14 protein-coding genes are annotated in these 20,494 nt (G+C 38.2%); 11 read left to right on the top strand and 3 right to left on the bottom strand.

Annotated features, from left to right (window positions below):
- The first annotated feature begins 64 nt into the window (after positions 1-64).
- The gene (locus MTN96_RS16960) at positions 65-874 is read left to right on the top strand and encodes a pyruvate, water dikinase regulatory protein (protein ID WP_008108730.1); all 810 of its coding nucleotides are present in this window, start codon (positions 65-67) and stop codon (positions 872-874) included.
- A gap of 135 nt (positions 875-1,009) precedes the next feature.
- On the opposite strand, the gene MTN96_RS16955 is transcribed toward MTN96_RS16960, so the two are convergent.
- Entirely contained in the window at positions 1,010-2,359 is a 1,350-nt protein-coding gene (locus MTN96_RS16955; protein ID WP_171034713.1) for a class II 3-deoxy-7-phosphoheptulonate synthase, read from the bottom strand.
- Between the two features lie 590 nt (positions 2,360-2,949).
- On the opposite strand from MTN96_RS16955, the gene MTN96_RS16950 reads away from it, so the two are divergent.
- Positions 2,950-3,825, top strand: a complete 876-nt coding sequence (locus MTN96_RS16950) for a DNA replication terminus site-binding protein (protein ID WP_008464472.1) — start codon at positions 2,950-2,952, stop codon at positions 3,823-3,825.
- Positions 3,826-3,888: 63 nt separating this feature from the next.
- On the opposite strand, the gene MTN96_RS16945 is transcribed toward MTN96_RS16950, so the two are convergent.
- The gene (locus MTN96_RS16945) at positions 3,889-5,103 is read right to left on the bottom strand and encodes a hypothetical protein (RefSeq protein WP_013463357.1); all 1,215 of its coding nucleotides are present in this window, start codon (positions 5,101-5,103) and stop codon (positions 3,889-3,891) included.
- Positions 5,104-5,874: 771 nt separating this feature from the next.
- On the opposite strand from MTN96_RS16945, the gene MTN96_RS16940 reads away from it, so the two are divergent.
- The 5 genes from MTN96_RS16940 (at position 5,875) to MTN96_RS16920 (ending at position 14,625) form a co-directional block, all read left to right on the top strand.
- On the top strand, positions 5,875-7,113 hold the full coding sequence (locus MTN96_RS16940) for an AAA family ATPase (protein ID WP_036983556.1): 1,239 nt from the start codon (positions 5,875-5,877) through the stop codon (positions 7,111-7,113).
- Positions 7,114-7,128: 15 nt separating this feature from the next.
- Positions 7,129-8,091 (top strand): transcriptional regulator, encoded by a 963-nt coding sequence (locus MTN96_RS16935; protein WP_036983557.1) that lies wholly within the window; start codon positions 7,129-7,131, stop codon positions 8,089-8,091.
- 425 nt (positions 8,092-8,516) lie between these two features.
- The gene (locus MTN96_RS16930; RefSeq protein WP_248532286.1) at positions 8,517-11,663 is read left to right on the top strand and encodes a DEAD/DEAH box helicase; all 3,147 of its coding nucleotides are present in this window, start codon (positions 8,517-8,519) and stop codon (positions 11,661-11,663) included.
- Between the two features lie 590 nt (positions 11,664-12,253).
- Positions 12,254-13,723 carry a DNA recombination protein RmuC gene (gene rmuC, locus MTN96_RS16925; RefSeq protein WP_248532285.1) on the top strand — a complete coding sequence of 490 codons (1,470 nt, stop codon included), beginning with the start codon at positions 12,254-12,256 and terminating at the stop codon, positions 13,721-13,723.
- A gap of 104 nt (positions 13,724-13,827) precedes the next feature.
- Complete coding sequence (locus tag MTN96_RS16920; RefSeq protein WP_214551880.1) at positions 13,828-14,625, top strand: class III extradiol ring-cleavage dioxygenase; 798 nt, start codon at positions 13,828-13,830, stop codon at positions 14,623-14,625.
- Positions 14,626-14,933: 308 nt separating this feature from the next.
- On the opposite strand, the gene MTN96_RS16915 is transcribed toward MTN96_RS16920, so the two are convergent.
- Positions 14,934-15,083, bottom strand: coding sequence for a hypothetical protein (locus tag MTN96_RS16915; RefSeq protein WP_248532283.1), 150 nt, complete (start codon positions 15,081-15,083; stop codon positions 14,934-14,936).
- A gap of 151 nt (positions 15,084-15,234) precedes the next feature.
- Here MTN96_RS16915 and MTN96_RS37045 point away from each other — a divergent pair, with 151 nt between their 5' ends.
- From MTN96_RS37045 to drt2, 4 genes are all read left to right on the top strand, one after another.
- Entirely contained in the window at positions 15,235-15,687 is a 453-nt protein-coding gene (locus MTN96_RS37045; protein ID WP_282452061.1) for a LysR family transcriptional regulator, read from the top strand.
- 32 nt (positions 15,688-15,719) lie between these two features.
- Positions 15,720-16,133: a substrate binding domain-containing protein gene (locus tag MTN96_RS37040; RefSeq protein ID WP_308200652.1), complete on the top strand. Its 414-nt coding sequence runs from the start codon at positions 15,720-15,722 to the stop codon at positions 16,131-16,133.
- 134 nt (positions 16,134-16,267) lie between these two features.
- The gene (locus MTN96_RS16905) at positions 16,268-18,604 is read left to right on the top strand and encodes a S9 family peptidase (RefSeq protein ID WP_248532282.1); all 2,337 of its coding nucleotides are present in this window, start codon (positions 16,268-16,270) and stop codon (positions 18,602-18,604) included.
- Between the two features lie 591 nt (positions 18,605-19,195).
- The gene (gene drt2 / locus MTN96_RS16900; RefSeq protein ID WP_138627307.1) at positions 19,196-20,476 is read left to right on the top strand and encodes an antiviral reverse transcriptase Drt2; all 1,281 of its coding nucleotides are present in this window, start codon (positions 19,196-19,198) and stop codon (positions 20,474-20,476) included.
- Positions 20,477-20,494: the final 18 nt, after the last annotated feature.

The raw sequence follows: 20,494 nt of genomic DNA, 5'->3' as shown, positions 1-20,494 counted from the left end.
AAACGTCCTCACGTAAACCGTGATACACTTATTTTAAAATTAAATGTAATAAAAAAGAGGCTTTATGAGAACTGCGTTTTATATTTCAGATGGTACGGCAATCACATCTGAAGTGTTTGGTCATGCGACCTTGTCTTTATTTCCTGTCGAATTTAATCATAAAACAATTCCTTTTGTAGAAACCGAAGAAAAAGCGCATGAAATCAAAGCGCTTATTAACGCCACATCGTCTAAGCAAGGTGAGAAGCCTCTAGTGTTTTTTACTTTTGTGAATCATAAATTATCGGAAATTATTCGCTCTGCAGATGCTGTCTCGTATGACTTTTTAACAACGTATAGCGAAAAAATTGAAAGCGAATTAAACGTTGCCCCAGTACCTAAAGTACATAGAACCCATTCAATACACGAAAAAAGTTATGACTTTAGAATTGATGCAGTTAACTATGCTTTAATGAATGACGACGGCGGTAATATTAAAAACTTTGCTGAGGCTGATATTATTTTAGTTGGCGTTAGTCGAAGCGGTAAAACGCCAACAAGCCTCTATTTAGCCCTGCAATACGGTATTAAAGCGGCCAACTATCCGATCACAGAAGATGATTTAGAAAGCGAAGGGTTACCCAAGTGCTTAGTGCCTTATAAGCATAAACTGTTTGGTTTAACTATAGACCCTGAGAGACTTGCTGCGATCAGAGATAGACGAATGGCAAATTCAAAATATGCATCAATTAGACAGTGTCGTATTGAAGTGCGCGAAGTAGAAATGCTCTATAAGAAGCATAAAATTGCTCATTTAAATTCTACCCACCATTCGGTTGAAGAGATCTCAGCAAAAATCATTTCTGATACAGGTCTTGAGCGTCGTAAGTACTAACAAACTAACATATGATTTAAGCATGTAATTACACTCAACACACAAAAAAGCCGCTAAATAATAGTAAAGCACCACTCGTTCTTAAACGAGTGGTGTTACTAAATAAAAGCGGCTTTTGGTATTTATGAGCGGGTATTATTTACGCGCATCTTTTAGTAAATCAGCTACTAAAAAGCCAAGCTCTAATACTTGATCAGCATTTAAGCGTGGGTCACATTGTGTTTTGTAGCGCTGAGCAAGGTCATCATCAGATAAACCGTATGCACCGCCAGTACACTCTGTTACATGTTGGCCGGTCATTTCTAAATGAACACCGCCTGCGTATGAGCCTTCAGCTTTGTGAACAGCGAAGAACTGACTAATTTCGCGCATAATGTTATCAAAGCTACGTGTTTTGTAACCTGAGCTGGCTTTTTCAGTATTGCCATGCATTGGATCTGAACTCCAAATAACTTTGCGACCTTCTTGCTGTACTTTACGCACCAGCGCTGGTAGCTTCTCTGGCAATACATCTGCACCCATTCGTGTAATGAGCGTTAATCTACCAGGAATGTTATCTGGGTTAAGCGCATCGATTAAACGGATAAGCTCGTCTGGATCCATACCTGGTCCAACTTTAACACCAATTGGGTTTTTAATACCTTTAAAAAATTCAATATGGGCATGGTCTAGCTGGCGAGTACGTTCACCAATCCAAACAAAGTGTGCTGAACAATCGTACCAGTCACCAGATAAATGGTCTCTACGTGTTAATGCTTCTTCGTAGCCTAGTAATAACGCTTCGTGTGACGTGTATAAATCAGTTTCTTTTAAGCTTGGCGCTATAGTTGAATTAATACCACACACTTCCATAAATTCTAACGCGTCTTGAATTTTGTCTGCAAGCTGTTGGTATTTTGCTTTTTGTGGATTAGCAGCAACAAAGCCCATGTTCCAACGGTTAACTTGATGTAAGTCGGCAAGTCCACCTTGTGCAAAAGCGCGTAGCAAATTTAGCGTTGCCGCACTGTGATGATATGCAGTCATTAAACGTTGAGGGTCTGGAATACGTGCTTCTTCAGTAAACTCAAAGTTATTTACTATATCACCACGGTAAGATGGCAACGAAACGCCGTCTATTGTTTCTAAGTCGGCTGAACGTGGCTTAGCGTATTGACCTGCCATACGTGCAATTTTAACAACCGGGCACTTTCCACCATAGGTTAATACTACAGCCATTTGTAAGATGGTTTTAAATGTATCGCGAATATTAGCGGCATTAAAGTCGCTAAACGATTCTGCACAATCTCCACCTTGAAGTAAAAAGGCACGGCCTTCGCATACGTCTTCAAGTTGTTTAAATAAACTTCTTGTTTCTTCGGCAAATACTAAAGGCGGTGCACTTTTCAACTGGCTTTCTACCGACTTTAATACGTTTTGATCTGGGTACTGTGGTTGCTGCAGTATTGGCAGTTCTCTCCAACTATTTGGGTTCCACGATTGCATGCTCATTCCTCATTCCTATTACCTGATGCATTGAAATTAACGTATGCAGAGGGCTTTGTTCAAGGACTAAATCGACTATTTACCAATTATTTAGTTATTAGTTAAATTTTAATAAGATTTAAGAGCCTATTTTGAGTTACTTTTAATGAGCAAGTTTATAAAGTAAAAACAAATAAACATTTAAAAACAGCAATCTAAGTAAATAGAGTGTGCATTATAATGGCTTGAGTAGAAGCTTAACAGCTAAGCGATGGTGATACAGATAGCTACAGGAACACATCATACTTAATTTGTTCTAATGTAATCTTAACTTTACGGAAGGTTTAAAAAAGAATGCTGCTCAATTATGCGCTTTTAAATATTTATGCTAATGCTGCATACAAAGTTCAGTACCTTAACTCACCCCTTCTATTATTTCCTTTAAAGTATATGAAGCAAAATACTTTAAAAGACCACAAAGAACACATCATACATTACTTAAATTATTGAAAAATCTTAGCAAAAGAATTTTATTTGAGAAAAATCTATCAAAAGAAAAGGTTGTTTGCGAAAATAGTGACTCAGTAAGATGTGTTCTAGGTAGATAGCTAATGGTTACAAAGGTACAAATAAGAAGTCAGTTTGATTTACTCAATGAATTAACACTTAGCTTAATTGATGAGCTTAAAGAGGTTGGCTTTGCTAAAGCAGAGTATTTTCAATTACCTGAGATTAGTAGTACTGAAGAAAATATAATCCCTGAGTCTATAAGCGTTTCAAAAATAACAGGGGAATTGGCACATAAGGCAATTTTAAATGCTTTCTCAGATATGTATAAAAAGCCAGGGCTAAGCAGCCGAGTATTAAAGCGACACCCTGGTTTGCTAGTAATAAAAGAGGCGAATAAACAAGCCATTATTGATCGCATAGCACAGGTAAATAGTGCAAAAGCAGCTTTTAAAAATTGTATTTTAGCAATAGATAATAACGACGCGCGATTTGAAGCTGTGCATAATGCAATGCCAAATTTAATAACGCTTGCGGCATATCGTAAAATTCATAGTGAAATTGAATCCCCTTTTTCTGTTCGCTTTACTTGGATGCATAAACACGCAACCAAAACACTTACAAAAAAAATGGCGCTTGAAATGTTAGAAAAATCGGCAGGCTATAAAAACCCGCGAATGATTGATCAGCAAAAATGGCAGTCACTGGTTGCACAAGAACAGGTTCGAGTAGCCAGTTTGGGTGAAAAAGAAAAATTGCGAATTAGGCGCCCTACTCGAGTTAGTCCTCAAGTTAATGTGAGGTACACTGCACAAAATCGCTATCATGTTAGTGCTGCTTTACCTTTTATACTAATTAACCCACAACCCGACGTAAAATTTGGCGAACTACCGAGTTACCAAAAGCCCTTATCACATCCACGAAAACGAGAGTATGACTTTCTGGTAGACCGTTTATATTTAGAACAAGTAACAAAATAATTATGTTAAAAAGGCCACATAATGTGGCCTTTAATACAACGGGACTGGTAAATATTAATATAATTATTTTTCTACAATTTCTTCCAGCTTATCTTCATCAATTAATACTGCATTTTCAACAATGCGTTTACCACCTTGTATTTCTATACGCTTGTTGTGTTTATTTAATGCCAGTATCTCATCACAAAATTGATCAGATGGATGCATTTCATAGGTGTAATCTACAATATTACCTGTTTTATCATCTTTTACATTAGTTATGCTGTACTCAGATATTGCCCCTTTTTCAATTAAATCTTTCATCGTGGTAGTCATGTCACGACGCAGTGCTTTTAGTTTATTTTCGGTAATATCATCCGTTGAATAAATAGAGCCATATTTTTCCATAATAGATAACAGTCTAAAATGATACGTTTTTCCTGGGGCAGCATAACGCCATAAGTGATATAAACGTAACATCATCCAACGCGATAACCCGCGCTTTAATTCTTGAGCACTATTAAAATAATAACCTTTATATTCAAGGTTATCGATCATGTTATGAACAAACGCATTTAAACACGCCACACATTTAACATTTCCGCCTTGGCCTTTTTTACCGCTAAAGTGTAAAGACGATAAAAAGTTCATGTTTGACTCGTAAAACGAATCATCAATATCAGAATTTTTAGTGTCAGTGGCAGAATATTTAAATGAAAGTTTTGAACCTTGCAATGCTTCAAGCGATTCTTTAATTTGCGGATATGGCATAGACTGACCAACCGCTTTGAGTTCTTGTGCTAATTCGTTCATAGAAAACACAACAGCATATTGAATACCGGATTTAAAATTAATTTTTACTATTTTACCTTTTGAAGCAAGGCGAATTAGTGCACGCTCAACTTTTTCTTCTCTGTCTGATGGCCAAACTAGGTATTCTACGTCTTCACCATCTTTACGAGTACTTACCACAGCCGGTGTTATTTTAATTTCACCATCGTATAAAATACCGTCTACTTTCTCAGATATCTTACGTGTAATAATGGTTTTTTTAGGGGCTTCTTCAAGTGGCAGCTTTTTATGTCCTGAGCGAACAAAGCGTCCCCACAGATCATAATGATTAAATGTGTTAGAGTAAGCGCGTAACCCATGGGCTGCATTTTCTATCGAAATTCGCACATCTTTGTTATCTGTAAATAGTGCTAAACTTTCGTTATCAATTGCACTTTCCACCCCGTGAATTTGGCCTCTAAGTGTATCAGGCAAGTTATCTACCGAGATGTTGACCTTTCGGCTCATGGTTTTTATTTCCGTTTTTATTGTGGCAACTAATAACAACACATAAAGCCACAAAAGTTAAATGTTTAAGTTAGTATAAAAGTGATCTGATTTCAAATAAAATGCTCAGATCAGTATTTTACTAAGAAAAAGTTAATACAAAAGATTTCAGATCACATTTTTACTAACAATGCTTTTATAAAACGATTTTTTACTAACTGAATAATAAATTTGTCCATTGCAAAGTGATTTTTTTGAAATTTAGCACGACAAATTACTGCAAAAATTAGAGGCCTGTGGATAAGCTTAGTTCGAGTTAGCATAGATCTGATCTGTACTTACTATAGATCAGATCTATACTAATTAAAGCACGTATTATCTCTGATGGTGGGTGCATAACTTTATAATTTACTTAGTAAAAACATGATCTATACCATCTACTTTGTGAGTAACTCAGTGCTTAACCTGTGCGTAACTCAGCTACTAAATATTTGCTTAGTATAAAGGTGATCTGCCAGTAAATAAGGATCTGATCTTAACCACGTATAATACTGATCCACTTTCTTAAACATTATTCATATAAATCATAAAGTTAAATGCGTATTTCAAGCCCTTAGCCTTTAATACCTTATATACTTAACCATACTTAAACTTCTTTATTTATACTAAACAATATTAAAGGCGTAAAATTATTTTATATGTCATGTATTTAAAATGTATGTCGCCTTAAATAGTTGTTTACAGCTAATTGAATGGACATTATACTAAACGCCTAACTTTGAGGAATAAAGTATGTCTATCAATAATAATGCGCTAGATACCTACCGACTTTTGAAAGCAACCGCAGAAGTTGCTGAAAAATCACTAGAAGGACGTATCCAACATTACCGCGCCCATCTTAAATCTGAAGAAAAAGAATTAAGAACTTACACCCAAAAAGCAGCAGCTGATTTACTTGGCTGTAATAATCGTACCTTAAAAAGACGTCATGATAATGGTGACTTTGACGATTTAAATATAAAACGCGGTGCAAACGGTCATTACGCATATACGTTGGTTAATATTTTTGCTATGGCCGATACAATGGATATAAAGCCTGATCACCGTGCACCGACAGACAAACTCCAAGTTATTGTTATTAATTCTTTAAAAGGTGGTTGTGGTAAAACAACTAGCATGGTTAATATTGCTGCTGCACTTGCCACTACCAACATAAAACGTTATCGCATCGGTATTATTGATTTAGATCCTCAGGGGTCATCATCAAGCTTTTTCCCATCCTCTGAGCCCGATCCAATTACTGTCGGTGATTTGATGCGTGATTGCATTGATCTTGAAGAAGGTGAAACCTGGCCTGAATTTGTGTCAAATTCTTTTTTACCAACTCATATTCCTAATATTCGTGTTTTGCCATCTGGTATGGACGATTTTTATTTTGAACACGAAACCGCAACTTTGCTTAAAGATACCTCAAACTATGAGCAAACGCGCCATTACCATAAGTTACTAGAGCGCGTTATTGAACCAGTAAAAGATGAGTTTGATATTTTATTAATTGATACAGCGCCTACTCTTAATTTTATGTTTTATAATGCATTAATGGCCTCCACAGCCATGCTTATTCCGGTTCACCCTGAAGCGGTAGACTTTGATGCTAATAATAAATATTTAAAACGTTTAGGTGAGATTTACCATACTGTTGCAGCCCTTGGCCACGATGGTTGGGATTTCATGCAATTTTTGGTTACTAACTATGTAAAAGGTAACCACTCACAACGTGACATTGTTAAAGATGTGAGAAGTGCCTTTGGTCGCCAAGTCATGAGCTACCCTATTAATCACAGTTCAGCAATTACTGCGAGTTCATCCTCGTTTAATACCATTTTTGATCAAAAAGCGTCTGATAGTTTAGCGAGTAGAGAGTCATTAATGCGCGCACAAGAAAATATCAAAGATGTAGTTGATGAACTCGAAATGCTAATTCGTTCTAATTGGCAATCCACTCAATCTAAATTAAATACGCCTAAGTAAGGATGTTGACTAAAAATGGCTAAAAAACGTAAAAATGACACCCGCTTAGATCCCTTTGCAACCGCTGTTGGCAGTAGCAGCTTAGATGCCCTTTTAGAGCAAGCCAATGCAGGCGACGTTATCCGTATGCCTGCACCCAGTGATCCTAATCGGGAAATAACGCTTGTTTGTAAAGTGATTGCTCACAACGAAATTGAAAAATCGACCCAAGTTTATGGTAAAAATCGTCGCGTACAAGCGCTTTTAAACGAAAAGTCAGTCGCAGATATTCTTCCTGCTATTAAAGAAGATGGCCGTAATCAGCACCCTGCCCTATTATGGGAGCAAGGTGATACAAGCCTTGTATTAGCTGGCTCTAGACGTCGTAAAGCCTGTATTTTAGGTGGCGCAGACTACCTCGTATTGAGTTCTAGTGACTTTAGCGAGCAAGATGCCAAAGTACTTGCGGTTTCATCAGATCAATACATTGCCCCTAGTCTTTGGGAGTTGGGTCAAGCGTATCAACAAACTAGAAACGATCTTATTCAACAAGGCAAAAAAGGCTCGTACCGTGAAATTGCTGTTATTGAAGGGGTATCGCATACAGCGATTGCTGATGCGATAAAAGCGTATGAGCAAATATCTGCAGATGTTATAGCCCTTTACCCAACAGCTAATCATGTTGGTAGAGAAGTTGCTAAAAAGTTGATTAACGCAAAGGAGCGCGATGAGGAAGCATTTAACGAGTTAGTTGTTGCACTTGCCAGCAATGATGAAATTAACGCCTTAGAAGCCGACGACAAGCGCGCTATGCTAATTACTAAATACCTAACTGCAGAGCCTAAAACAGCATCAAAACGTGAAGCGGTTTTAGAAAATGACTTTATTAGTGTGCAACGCAACCTTAAAAGTGGTGACGTTTCAATTAAAATAAATAATAAAGTGATGACAGACAAGCGCTTAGAGCAACTTACTAAGTTATTAAGTGCCTTTAATTAGTTAGTAATATCGTGATCTGTAAAAGGGGTTGAGTTAGTTAAATCATGATCCAACCCCCTTTGTCAGTTGGTAAAAATCTGATCTTTAGTGGCATATAAAGGCTAAAAACATGGCTTAAACCATCAAGGATCATATTTTTACTAACTAAACACTTCCTTTTAATGCCATTTTTTGCTTGTTAGTAAAAACCTGATCTAAGCCTAACTAAATCTCCTGCCAAAGTTAATTAATTGTTTTTCTTTTGTAATTTAAATGTGTTTTTTTAGTGGTGAAAATTAAACAATGATCGCCAATTCGCTATAAACCAATTTTTTACTAACCAATCAGATCCAACCAGTTTATTTTAAAAATAATATTGCTTTAGCTCAGCGCTGATAAGGCATATACTGGGAAAATTATTTTTAAATTTTAATACTTTGAGTGACATGTCTGCTAACTTATCAAAAAATGATTTAATGGCTATTTTTGAAGAAATTAAAAATGAGCAGGCTACCCAGTTTCCTCTTTCTGAGCGATTCATAAAAAAATTATTTAAACCCGCGGTGTTGGCCAAAGGAAAATCGTACTATAAAAACGGCCAAATCAGTTGGTTAGAACATAATGCAGATTTTTCTGTGGTTGACTCCACGGTGCTAGGTGATAAAGGATTCGCGTTTAACCAACGTATTGAGATCAGTAAATTACCAACTGGTTATTCGGTCGATACTCATTGTACCTGTAATGTTAAAACTAAATGCCGCCATTTGGCCGCTATTTTGTTAAAGCTTAAAATTGAGCATTCTGGTGAGTACGGTGAAGATTATTTTATTAATGATTGGTTTAGTGAACTAAGCGCACTTAAAAACACCGACCAAGCTCAACCCTCGCAAGTATTACTGTTTGTATTAGACATAGAAAACAACAAAGTATTTTTAACCCCTAAAATTGCCAACTACGATAAAAATAATAATTATGCACTTGGGCGAAATTTAACTGAGCAACAGCTTAATAGTTTTGTAACCCCTAGCGATTTGCTCGAAAGTGATTTTAGATTATATAGCTGGATCCGATCGCAAAATGCGGTCGGTAATATTGAGCTTAAAGGGCAATGGGGATTTAATGCGCTGCAGCAATTACTAGCCACAGACCGATTATTTTTACAACGCTCTCGAGTACCTATTAAAGCGCAACCTGGTTTACCTCTTAACTTTGTTTGGGAAAAACAAAAAGAGGTAACCCAGTTAAAAATTCACTTGGATCAAATTCCTAATTGGGCGTTAATTAAAACAACGCCGCCTATCTACTTAGATTTAGATAAATATAAATTAGGCCGTATTCGTACGCCCCTCAGTGCTGATGAAATTGCGCACTTACAAACTATACCGGCGCTGCACGATACAAACTTTGACCGAATTTATAAGCAGCTTGCTGATAACTTTGGAGTAGGTGTTATTCCCCACCCTACTAATACACCAAGCACGCCTGTTAAGTCGTTGAGTAATGCCATACTTAAAGTCAGCATGTCGGGCTCAGTAATGGCTATTTCGTTATCGTTTAAGTATAAAAATAAAAACTATTTAGCGGGCACAGCGCCTGCAAAGTTAATTAATAGCGCCTTCGAAAACACCGTTACCAATGAGTTAGTCAACTTAGGCTTCGATTTTTGTAAAGGGGGTTTACACAGCGAGTTTATTTTTAGTCAGGAATCGGCTATTCACTTACATTGGCTAGTTCACGAGGTACTGCCCAGCTTTAAACAACGCGGTTGGCAAGTATCAATGAGCAAAGTTAATGTTGCTGATACTAAAAGCCAAATCTCATTGCATGTAAACAGAGCTGCAAATCATCAAATGCATAGTAAAGTAATGCTAAACGATACCAAAGTAGCTACCCTATTAAATGTAAATAATAAACTTTATGAATCGTTAAACCGTCAAAGTGAATTATTTTATTACTACCCTGTTGGCCGTCAATTTGGGGTTATTGATAAAGCAGCGTTTAATTTATTAATTGAATTTAAAATGCGATTTGAATTTATTAAAACCCGTGACGAATTTAACATTCCGCTTTCATACTTACCTGAATTAGTTCAGCACACAGCTATTGATGTAGAGCTACATGACCCGTCATTAGAGCGTTACCTTGAAGAACTAAATAACGATGCACTGCTATCACCGAAAACTGCCATTCATGGCTTACACGATTCTGTAGTATTAAGAGAGTATCAGCAAAAAGGCGTGGCTTGGCTTAACTTTTTAAAGCGTAATCAGTTAGGTGGGATTTTAGCGGATGATATGGGCTTGGGTAAAACGTTACAAGTGATTGCCTACTTAGCAAGCTCATACAATACACCGCAAGCAGGGCCTACGCTTATTGTGTGCCCTACAAGTTTAGTGAGTAATTGGCAAAACGAAATTACCAAGTTCGCAAAAAGCTTAAAAGTGACCACTATTTTTGGTGCACACCGAAATGATTCGTTGCAGCATTTGGCACAAGCGCAGTGTATTTTAACCACGTATCCGCTATTAAAACGTGACATTGCTTATTACTCACCGCTGTATTTTGAAAACATTATTCTTGATGAAGCCCAGTATATTAAAAACGATACCGCACAAGTTTCGCGGCTGGTAAAACGTTTAAATGCCGACTTTAAGCTTTGTTTAAGTGGCACCCCAATTGAAAACAATTTATTTGAATTAAAGTCATTGCTCGACTTTGCAATGCCCTCGCTTTTAGGTTCACAGGCGCACTTTAAGCAGCATTTTCAAGGCCCTATTGAACGCGAAAGCAATATTGAACGTGCAGAGCAACTAAAAGCGTTAATTATGCCGTTTATTTTGCGCCGTACTAAAGCCCAAGTGGCTCAAGAGCTGCCGCAAAAAACCGAACTTATAAAAGAGTTTGAGTTTGAACCTAAACAAAAAGACATGTACCAAGGTATAACCCGTGCGCTTGAAGAGAAACTCATTGATTTATTTGCCGAGCAAGGCGTACAAAAAAGTAAACTCGCTTTTTTAGAAGCTTTATTAAAGTTACGCCAAATTTGTTGTCATCCTAAACTCATTGAACCTGAAACTGAGGCAGCCAGTGCTAAATTAGAATGGTTATCGAGCCACTTACCTTTAATGCTTAGCCTTGGCCGTAGAGTGATTATATTTAGCCAGTTTACCTCTGCCCTTGATTTAATTGCCGAGCGTTTAAATGAGCTAAATATTAATTTTAGTATGCTAACTGGGCAAACGCGTCATCGCGACAAAGTAATAGACGAATTTACCAGTGGTAACACTTCCGTGTTTTTAATTAGCTTAAAAGCCGGTGGTACAGGGCTTAATTTAACCCAAGCCGACACCGTTATTCATTTTGATCCATGGTGGAACCCAGCCGTTGAAAAACAAGCCACCGATCGTGCTTATCGAATTGGACAAACAAACCCAGTGTTTGTTTATAAACTAATTATGGCTAACTCTATTGAACAAAAAGTATTTCAAATGCAGCAAGATAAGCAAGCGCTTGTAGATGCATTATTTACCGAAAAATCAATGAGTTTTACCCAGTTTGACGAACAACAAATGCTGTCTTTAATTAAAAGCTAAAATAACTTTAAAAAATCATGACGAGTTTTTGAACTTATTTAAATTGTGGGCGTCTATTAATATGCTTGGTTAAATTGCAGTTTCTCCAAGCTTTCATGTTGATATCCCATATAGTAGTTACTAGACATAGTAATGATTAAGCCAGCCAGTAATGCGCTGGCTTTTTTTTGCTTTTAAAAATATTTATTTTTTTATTTAATTTATTTTGAACTAATCACAAATGGCTGGGTCTATTATTATGCTTGTAGTTGATGTGTTGTTATACAAGTTTCATGTTGATTTCCCTGTTTGATTACTAATTTAGTAATACTGAGCCAGCTCTATTAGCTGGCTTTTTTTATGCCTCAAATTCAACTTTTTTTAAAATTATTTTGAACTAATTTAAATGCAGCGCGTCTACTATTAAGCTTGTAGTTGATATGTTGTTTTACAAGTTTCATGTTGATTTCCCTGTTTGATTACTAATTTAGTAATATTGAGCCAGCTTTACTAGCTGGCTTTTTTTATGCGCTTAATTTAGTGTTTTACCCTACTGCTAAAGAGCGTAATTCGTTATGATGGCATGTCACTAAATTTTAAAAGTTTATTCTATGTTTACTTCGTTTTTATCCCATTTAGATTGGTTAAGTGTTGCTACTGGCGCTTTAGCCGGTATGGCTATTTTCAGCGTTGTATCAGTCCAGTTAAGCAAAAAAATAAAGCGCCAAGTGAGTGAGCTGCAGCAAGAGTTATTGTTATTACAAAGCCAGTATGAGCATACGCAAAATCAATATGCCTCTTTAGTGGAAGAGCACGACTTGTTAGGGCTTACTCATCAAGAGCAACGTGATCAGGCGCAACATTTTAAAACGCGATTAACTGAGCAAGAAAAACAAAGCCAACTTTATAATCAATATTGGCGTAAAGCCGAAGCCGAGCTAACCGCCCTGCGCGAGCAATACAATCTGCGCGATGTCGAGCTTAATAATATACGCACTACCCTTGAGCAAAAGCAGCAACATTTCAGCGAGCAACTGGCTCACATAGAGCAAAGTAAAGAAACGCTTAAAAAAGAATTCGAAAATTTAGCCAATCAAATCTTAGAAGAAAAATCGCAAAAATTTAAAACCCTCAATCAAGAAAGCATAGAGCAGTTACTCAAGCCGGTTCAAGGTGAGCTAAAAGGCTTTAGAGATAAAATGGAATCTATTCACGTTGAAGACTTAAAACAACGTGCAGCACTTAAAACCGAGCTATTACATTTACAAGCCAAAAGCCAAGCCATTACCGAGCAGGCTGACAAGCTAAGCAATGCCTTACAAGGGCAAAAGAAAACCCAAGGTAATTGGGGCGAACTCATGCTTGAAAACGTGCTTGATAGCGCAGGACTTCGAGCTGGCACAGACTATAAACGCGAAGTGTCGTTTAATACCGAAGATGGTCGTCTTCGTCCTGATGTGGTGGTGTATTTACCCCAAGGTCGGCACTTAGTGATTGATGCAAAAACATCGTTAAATGCCTATACCCGCTACGTAAATGCCGAAACAGAGCTGGAATCTCAACAAGCGATTAAAGAGCATGTAAATGCCGTAACTGCCCGTATAAATGAGTTGGCCAGTAAATCGTATGACCGTTTACCAGGGATAAACTCGCCTGAGGTTGTTATTATGTTTGTACCGATTGAATCCGCCTTTGTAGAAGCACTTAAATACCAAAGCGACATTTACCAGCAAGCAATAGAAAAGAACATTTTGGTTGCAACTCCTACTACCCTGCTAACCAGTTTAAATATTGTTAAGCAGTTATGGCGCTTTGAAGAGCAAACTAAATATTCAAAAGAGCTGGCTAATCGTGCTGAGCGTTTTTACAGTAAGCTCAACGGCTTTTTAACCAGTATGGAAGGGGTGGGTAAACAGCTCGATAAAGCCAAAGAAACCTACGATAAAGCATTTTCTCAGTTATACCGTGGTAAAGGTAACTTAATTAAACAAGCCTCAGAATTTAAAGAGCTGGGTGTATCGGTGCAAAAAGAGTTACCTCAAGAAAGCGTTGAACGCGCTCACTTAGAGCTTGATGAATAAACACCACATATAATATTTTCGCACGGAGGTTGTGCGTTTATGTGGCTAGTTATTTACTAACTGCGCAGGCACTATAATAATATCTGTCCTTTAGGATTAACCACATGCAACGCCCAACCGTTTTTTTCATTTCTCATGGTGGCGGCCCAATGCCATTACTAGGTGATGCCAACCATGCAGAAATGCGAGCCTGCTTAGAACAAGTTGCCGCTACAATCCCAAAGCCTTCTGCTATTTTAATGATCAGCGCGCATTGGGAAGCTCAACCAATTAGTATAACGGCGCACTCCTCACCACCGCTTATTTACGATTACTACGGTTTTCCTAAGCAGGCGTACCAATTAACTTACCCTTGTGCTGGCCAGCCGCAACTTGCTAATTTAGTACAGCAAGCGCTCGCAACACATAATATTGACTCAAAACTCGATCCACAGCGTGGTTTTGATCACGGTATGTTTGTACCGTTAAAAATTATGTATCCAGAGGCCGATATTCCCTGTGTGCAAATATCCTTGCACCCAGGCCTTGATCCGCTGTTGCATGTTGAAATTGGTAAAGCGTTGCAAAGTATTGATTACGATAACTTATTAATTATAGGCTCAGGCTTTACCTTCCATAATATGCGCGCTTTTGGTGTTACCCAATCAAACGATGTTAACCAGCAAAATCAGGCATTTGAAAATTGGTTGGTAAGCACAATCGCAGATCAAACATTAACCGAGCAACAGCGTGAACAGCAATTATTAGCATGGCAGCAAGCTCCAGCTGCACGCTTTAATCACCCCAGAGAGGAGCACTTGTTACCGCTTCATGTATGCTATGGCGCTGCTATGTGTGCAAGCACTGAGGTATTTGAATTAAATATTGCCAATAAGCGAGCCAGTATGTATTTGTGGCAATAATAAAAAACACGCCAGACTTTGCTAGGCGTGTTTTTTGGTTCTACTGTATTTATTACAGTGGTTAAGCGTAAGCAATTACCATTTCATTTCGCCTTTATGAACTTTAGCGCCAATGCTAAGACCCATAGGCAATACAGTCTCTGGGTATGAGTTGATCATTTTATCTATCAGCAGCTTACTGCTATCACTACTTTGCTTAGCGTGTGCAAAATCCTTTAAATACTGGATTGAAAAATCAATATTTGCAGCATCTAATTAGGTGCCTGCTTTCTTATGCCAAGAGATCACCACGTCAGGGTTGAATGCTTTCATTTCATTAAGTTGCTTTGCCCATGCATTTGCTCTGCCTGAGTTTGTGCATCGGCTTTGGTAAATCCGGTATCAATTAAAATTGCAACGGTACGGCCATAAACCAGCGTGGCATTAACATGAAAGCTATTGCTGTCAGCGTTATACACATCAAGGGTTAATGCGGTTTCGTCTGCAATGGCGATATTGCTGATTAAAGCATGCGTAGGTTCATGGTATTCTCATCATTGGTTGCTAATGCGAGCATAATAAAGGTTTGATATGTTCAGAAAAACAACCAATAATTAGCATCATTGTTTCATGAGTCGTGTAAATACTATGGATAAACTCACCGCAGCGCAGGTTTTTGTTGATGTTGCCTACTCAGGCAGTTTTACTGCCACTGCCGAACGGCTTGAAATGTCACGCCCTATGGTTACTCGTCGTATTGAGTCGGCAGAGGCATGGCTCAATACTCGTTTGCTACACCGAACTACCCGCAAAATTACACTTACCACCGCTGGCGAGGCCTCTTTACCCGAAATAGAGCAATGGTTAGCACAGGCTAACCGTTTAGTTGAACAAACTAAAAGCCAGCAACAGTTGTCAGGTAAAATACGAGTAGTGACCAGTATGTCGTTAGGTTTTGCACAATTAGCCCCTATATTTACACGCTTTATGAAACGTCACCCTAACGTGCAAATAGACATAGATCTTAAAGACTCAACCACAGATCTAATAAAGCATGGCTATACGTATTGCAGCCAATCCTGATCCTTCGTTAATAGGTAAACCTATTGCCGAGTGTGAATCTATATCAGTGGGTGGCCTCAGCTGATTACCTTACAGATTATCCGCCAATAACGACACCACAACAGTTAAGCACTCATCAGTGTTTAGGCTATAAAAACTTTGACCGATATATTTGGCATTTACACAACGGGGATGAATTTCAATCGGTTGATGTTAAATGTAATTTAAGTGCAAACGAGGCCACCACATTACTTCATGCAGCCATAGCCGGTGGTGGTATTTCAGTGCAGCCTACGTATTTAGCAAATCAATATTTACTGGATGGTCGCTTGCAGCGTGTATTAGCGCCATGGACATTAAACCCAATGAAAATTTATGTGCTTTACCCTTCTTGTCAGCATATATCGACAACAGTAAGAACGCTAATCGACACGCTCAGTGAAGAATTTAAAAATCCAGCATGGTAATTAATTATAAAAGTTTGGGTTTAAACCATGGCTTTGTGCGTTAAACATGCTGATATTGTGTACGTTATTTTGTTACAGTAAATGTAATAAGCGCCTTAATCTATAAAGGTCAAAAGACCGAAGGAACAATAACAATGAATCTGATCAAAACATCGGGCTTGGCACTGGCCATTGTTGCGGGCTTAGGCTTGCAAGCATGTTCAAGTACTAGCATATCAACCAACAACAATGCAGCGATGAGTACCGTGAATAATCCATTAAGCCTAGCGCAAATTTATAAAGACAAAGAATTTAAAACCCAGCGTAGCACTTATTTTAAGTGGCTAGACGATGGTACCGGCTACACTGTGCTTGAAGAGCGCGAAAGTGAAAAAGAAAAAGCAGACGATAACAACGTCGATGACGAAAAAGAGCACGGCGTAAAAGGCAACGACATTGTATTTTACAATGCTGACGGCACAGGCCGTAAAGTACTGGTTGAGTTTGAAAAGCTGTTGCCAGAGGGCGCAGACGAGCCATTTGCAATCGAAAGCTATCAGTGGTCAAAAGACGGTAAATGGCTGATGGTATTTACCAACAGTGAGCAAGTTTGGCGTTCGCGCAGCCGAGGCGACTTTTGGTTACTTAACCTTGAGACAAACCAATTACAGCAATTAGGTGGTAAAGACGTTGAGCCAACTAAGTTAATGTTTGCTAAGTTCTCGCCAGATAGCTCAAAAGTGGCTTACGTACGCGATAACAATATTTATATGCAAGCGGTTGGTAGTAACGATGTAACCGCGCTCACAACCGATGGCAGTGCCACCATTGTTAACGGTAATTTTGATTGGGTATACGAAGAAGAGTTCACTATTGCCGATGGTTTTCGTTGGAGCCCCGACAACAAATCAATCGCCTATTGGCAGCTTGATACCAGTGACGTTAAATTTTTCACTATGATTAACAACACCGACGAACTGTACCCTACCCTTAAAGAATTCCCTTATCCTAAAGCCGGTGAAACCAACTCTGCCGTGCGTGTTGGTGTGGTAAGCCTTAGTGATAAACAAACCCGTTGGGCTGAGCTTGAGGGCGATAACCGCGACCGTTATATTCCGCGTATTAGTTGGGCGGGCACCGGTAATGAATTAATGATCCAAGACTTAAACCGCCCACAAAACCATAACAAAGTGTGGTTGTTTGATTGGCAAAAGCAGCAACTGACCAAAATTTTAGAAGACAAAGACGATGCGTTTATCGAATGGTTTTATAAAGCCAACTGGTCAAAAGACGGTGAGTTTTTTATTTGGCATAGCGAACGCGACGGTTGGCGTCATCTTTACCGTGTATCGCGCGATGGCAAAACTATTATCGACCTAACCCCAGGCGATTACGACATTATTGATATGCTTACCATCAATGAAGACAAAAACGTAATGTATTTTATTGCCTCGCCAAACGATCCTGGTCAGCGTTATTTATACAGCACACCGCTTGATGGCAGCAGTAAACCGGTACGGGTAACACCTGCTGAGTTTGAGGGCTCAAACAGCTACTACATGTCAAAAGATGCCTCATGGGCAATGCATACTTACTCAAAATTTGGTACGCCACCGACTAAAGAGATCATTAAAGTGAGCGATCACAGTAATGTAAAAACCTTAGTTGAAAATACAAAGCTCAAACAAAAGCTTGCTGAGCAAAGCTTACCAAAGCATGAGTTCTTTAAAGTAAACGCGCAAGATGGTACCGAGCTTGACGGCTACATTATGTTCCCAGAGAACATGGATAAAAGTAAAAAATACCCAATTGTGTTTTACGTATACGGTGAACCATGGGGCTCTACCGTGCAAGACCGCTGGGAAGGTAACAGTTACTTATATAAATCGTTACTAACGCAAAAAGGCTTTATTGTGGCATCGGTTGATAACCGCGGTACACGTGCACCAAAAGGCCGCGATTGGCGCAAATCGATTTATAAAAAAATTGGCTCTATTACCGTGCAAGACCAAGTCGACGCCCTAGATGCCATGGCTAAACGTTGGAATGTAATAGACACAGACCGCGTTGGCGTATGGGGACACTCAGGCGGCGGTAGCTCAACCCTTAACTTATTGTTCCGCCATGGTGATAAATTTAAAGTAGGCATTGCCTCAGCACCCGTGCCGGACATTCGTTTATACGACACCATTTACCAAGAGCGTTATGCGGGCAACCCAAACATAGATCCTGAGAGTTACGATAACACCTCGCCGATTACCTTTGCTAAAAACCTAACCGGTAAGTTATTGCTTATTCACGGCACAGGCGATGATAACGTGCATTATCAAGGCTCAGAGCGCTTAATTGACGAGCTTGTAAAGCATAACAAGCAGTTTGAGTTTTTCTCATACCCTAACCGCTCACATAGCCTACGTGAAGGCAAAGGCACCACTTTGCATTACCACACTATGATGGCTGATTTTTTTGAAAAGCACTTACTAAACAAGTAATCGCTTTAAAAAAATAAAATACTAAAGCCGCACACTAATTATTAGTGTGCGGATTTTTTAATCAAAGTGTAACGGGGGTTTACAGCAGGGTTGAAAGGTTAAAGGAGCAAGGCCAAAGGTTTTTAATTACGATAGGTTAGGTAGAGTGCAACGAAACCCAACAAAAATACAACGTTATTGGCAGGATCAAGATGTCCCCGTACTCTCCTTCAATTGGTTGCAAATAGAGTTTAGTGATATCGTCAGAATGAGGGGCAAATTGTTGATTGATATATATCATTTTATCAATTATCTTATATGTGCTTCGAGATGAGGAGAACACTCCAATTAGGCTCGGAGGTTTATAACATGTTGTCAAGTACTATCGGAACGCCACAACAGGCAAACGATAAGAACGATAAGATTACATGGACTAAGGTCTTCTGAATGTTTATGGATACCTCCAAGTTAATAGTTATATTATAATTCATGTCTAACATTACGCGGCGACGTTTTACAAGATGGTTACTTAAGTAACTTGGTTAAGCCGAGGTAAGGCGATTGGAATTGCCGCAGTTCTAAGTCTGCCTCGGTTTTGCTAGAGAGTTTATTATGGACGATAATCACCCCAGCTGGTATCGAAGAAGAGGTTATCTTCACTTTGATCTACCTATTGGTACAAAGAAAGCAATTAGCTTAACCTCCAATCCTAGCTTCGTAAAAAAGCACTCATTTTATCCCTTGATAAATTATGAGGTTAGTTCAAAAAAAATAAATAAAGATAAATTATCAGGCAAGCTTTTGGTTAAGAATAAAATGCGACCAATAGCTTATTCGTCCCATGTTGATAGTCATATTTATGCTTTTTATGCTGAAAAATTGAGTGAACTATATGAAGGGACATTAAAAGATAATGGTCTCGATAAGTCTGTTCTTGCTTTCAGAAATTTAGGAAAAAGTAATATAGATTTTGCTTATGAAGCATTTCTTAAAATAAAAGAAATGGGAGAATGCAGCGCTGTAGCGCTCGATTTTTCTAAGTTTTTTGATACTTTAGATCATAATTTACTTAAAAAATCTTGGTGTAAACTTCTCGGCCAAGAAAAACTTCCACCCGATCACTTCAATGTTTTTAAATCAATTACTAAGTTCTCGACGGTAGATAAGTTGGAGCTATATAAATTATTCTCAATTTCAAAAAATAAACCTAGAAATCAACATAAACGGATTTGTAGCTCTGAGGACTTTAGAACAAAGGTACGGGCAGAAGGTTTAATAAAACCAAATTTATGTGGGTATGGCATACCTCAAGGCTCTCCTATCAGTGCGCTTTTATCCAATATTTATATGTTGGACTTTGATTTAGAAATGAAAAAATATGCTGATATACATGGTGGTTACTACTTTAGATATTGTGATGATATGCTGTTTATTATGCCTAAAAGGCTTAAAAACAAAGTAGCAGGGTTTGCTCAAAAGCATATATCAAAGTTAAAAGTACGTATTAATCCAGATAAAACAGAGATCAGACAATTTAATAAGGTAGGAAATATTCTTAAAGCTGATAATACATTGCAATATCTTGGCTTTATTTTTGACGGTGAAAATATTTACTTACGTTCTTCTTCCCTAGCTAGATACTCGGAAAAAATGAGAAGGGGTGTTAGTCTCGCGAAGCAAACAATGAGAAAATATAATGATATCAGAGCTATGAAAGGAGCTGATGAAAAAGCTCTTTATAAAAAAAAGCTTTATAGCCGTTATACTCACCTAGGGGGACGTAATTTTATTACATATGGGCTTAGGGCTGCTAATAAAATGGAAAGTAATACAATTAAAAAGCAATTAAAACCATTATGGCGACGCTTTCATGAAGAATTGGATAAGGATTAACTAGTGCAGGTTAGCCAT

The organism is Pseudoalteromonas sp. 2CM28B (assembly GCF_023161935.1).
The sequence above is the reverse complement of the archived record's forward strand: the minus strand, read 5'-3'. Positions and strand labels throughout refer to the sequence as shown.

Bases quoted from the DNA above. Each gene is read 5' to 3' on its own strand.
- MTN96_RS16930 (WP_248532286.1), top strand. From the start codon at position 8,517: ATGTCTGCTAACTTATCAAAAAATGATTTAATGGCTATTTTTGAAGAA.
- MTN96_RS16950 (WP_008464472.1), top strand. From the start codon at position 2,950: ATGGTTACAAAGGTACAAATAAGAAGTCAGTTTGATTTACTCAATGAA.
- MTN96_RS16945 (WP_013463357.1), bottom strand. From the start codon at position 5,103: ATGAGCCGAAAGGTCAACATCTCGGTAGATAACTTGCCTGATACACTT.
- MTN96_RS37045 (WP_282452061.1), top strand. From the start codon at position 15,235: ATGAGTCGTGTAAATACTATGGATAAACTCACCGCAGCGCAGGTTTTT.
- rmuC (WP_248532285.1), top strand. From the start codon at position 12,254: ATGTTTACTTCGTTTTTATCCCATTTAGATTGGTTAAGTGTTGCTACT.
- drt2 (WP_138627307.1), top strand. From the start codon at position 19,196: ATGGACGATAATCACCCCAGCTGGTATCGAAGAAGAGGTTATCTTCAC.
- MTN96_RS16935 (WP_036983557.1), top strand. From the start codon at position 7,129: ATGGCTAAAAAACGTAAAAATGACACCCGCTTAGATCCCTTTGCAACC.
- MTN96_RS16905 (WP_248532282.1), top strand. From the start codon at position 16,268: ATGAATCTGATCAAAACATCGGGCTTGGCACTGGCCATTGTTGCGGGC.
- MTN96_RS16920 (WP_214551880.1), top strand. From the start codon at position 13,828: ATGCAACGCCCAACCGTTTTTTTCATTTCTCATGGTGGCGGCCCAATG.
- MTN96_RS16955 (WP_171034713.1), bottom strand. From the start codon at position 2,359: ATGCAATCGTGGAACCCAAATAGTTGGAGAGAACTGCCAATACTGCAG.
- MTN96_RS16960 (WP_008108730.1), top strand. From the start codon at position 65: ATGAGAACTGCGTTTTATATTTCAGATGGTACGGCAATCACATCTGAA.
- MTN96_RS16940 (WP_036983556.1), top strand. From the start codon at position 5,875: ATGTCTATCAATAATAATGCGCTAGATACCTACCGACTTTTGAAAGCA.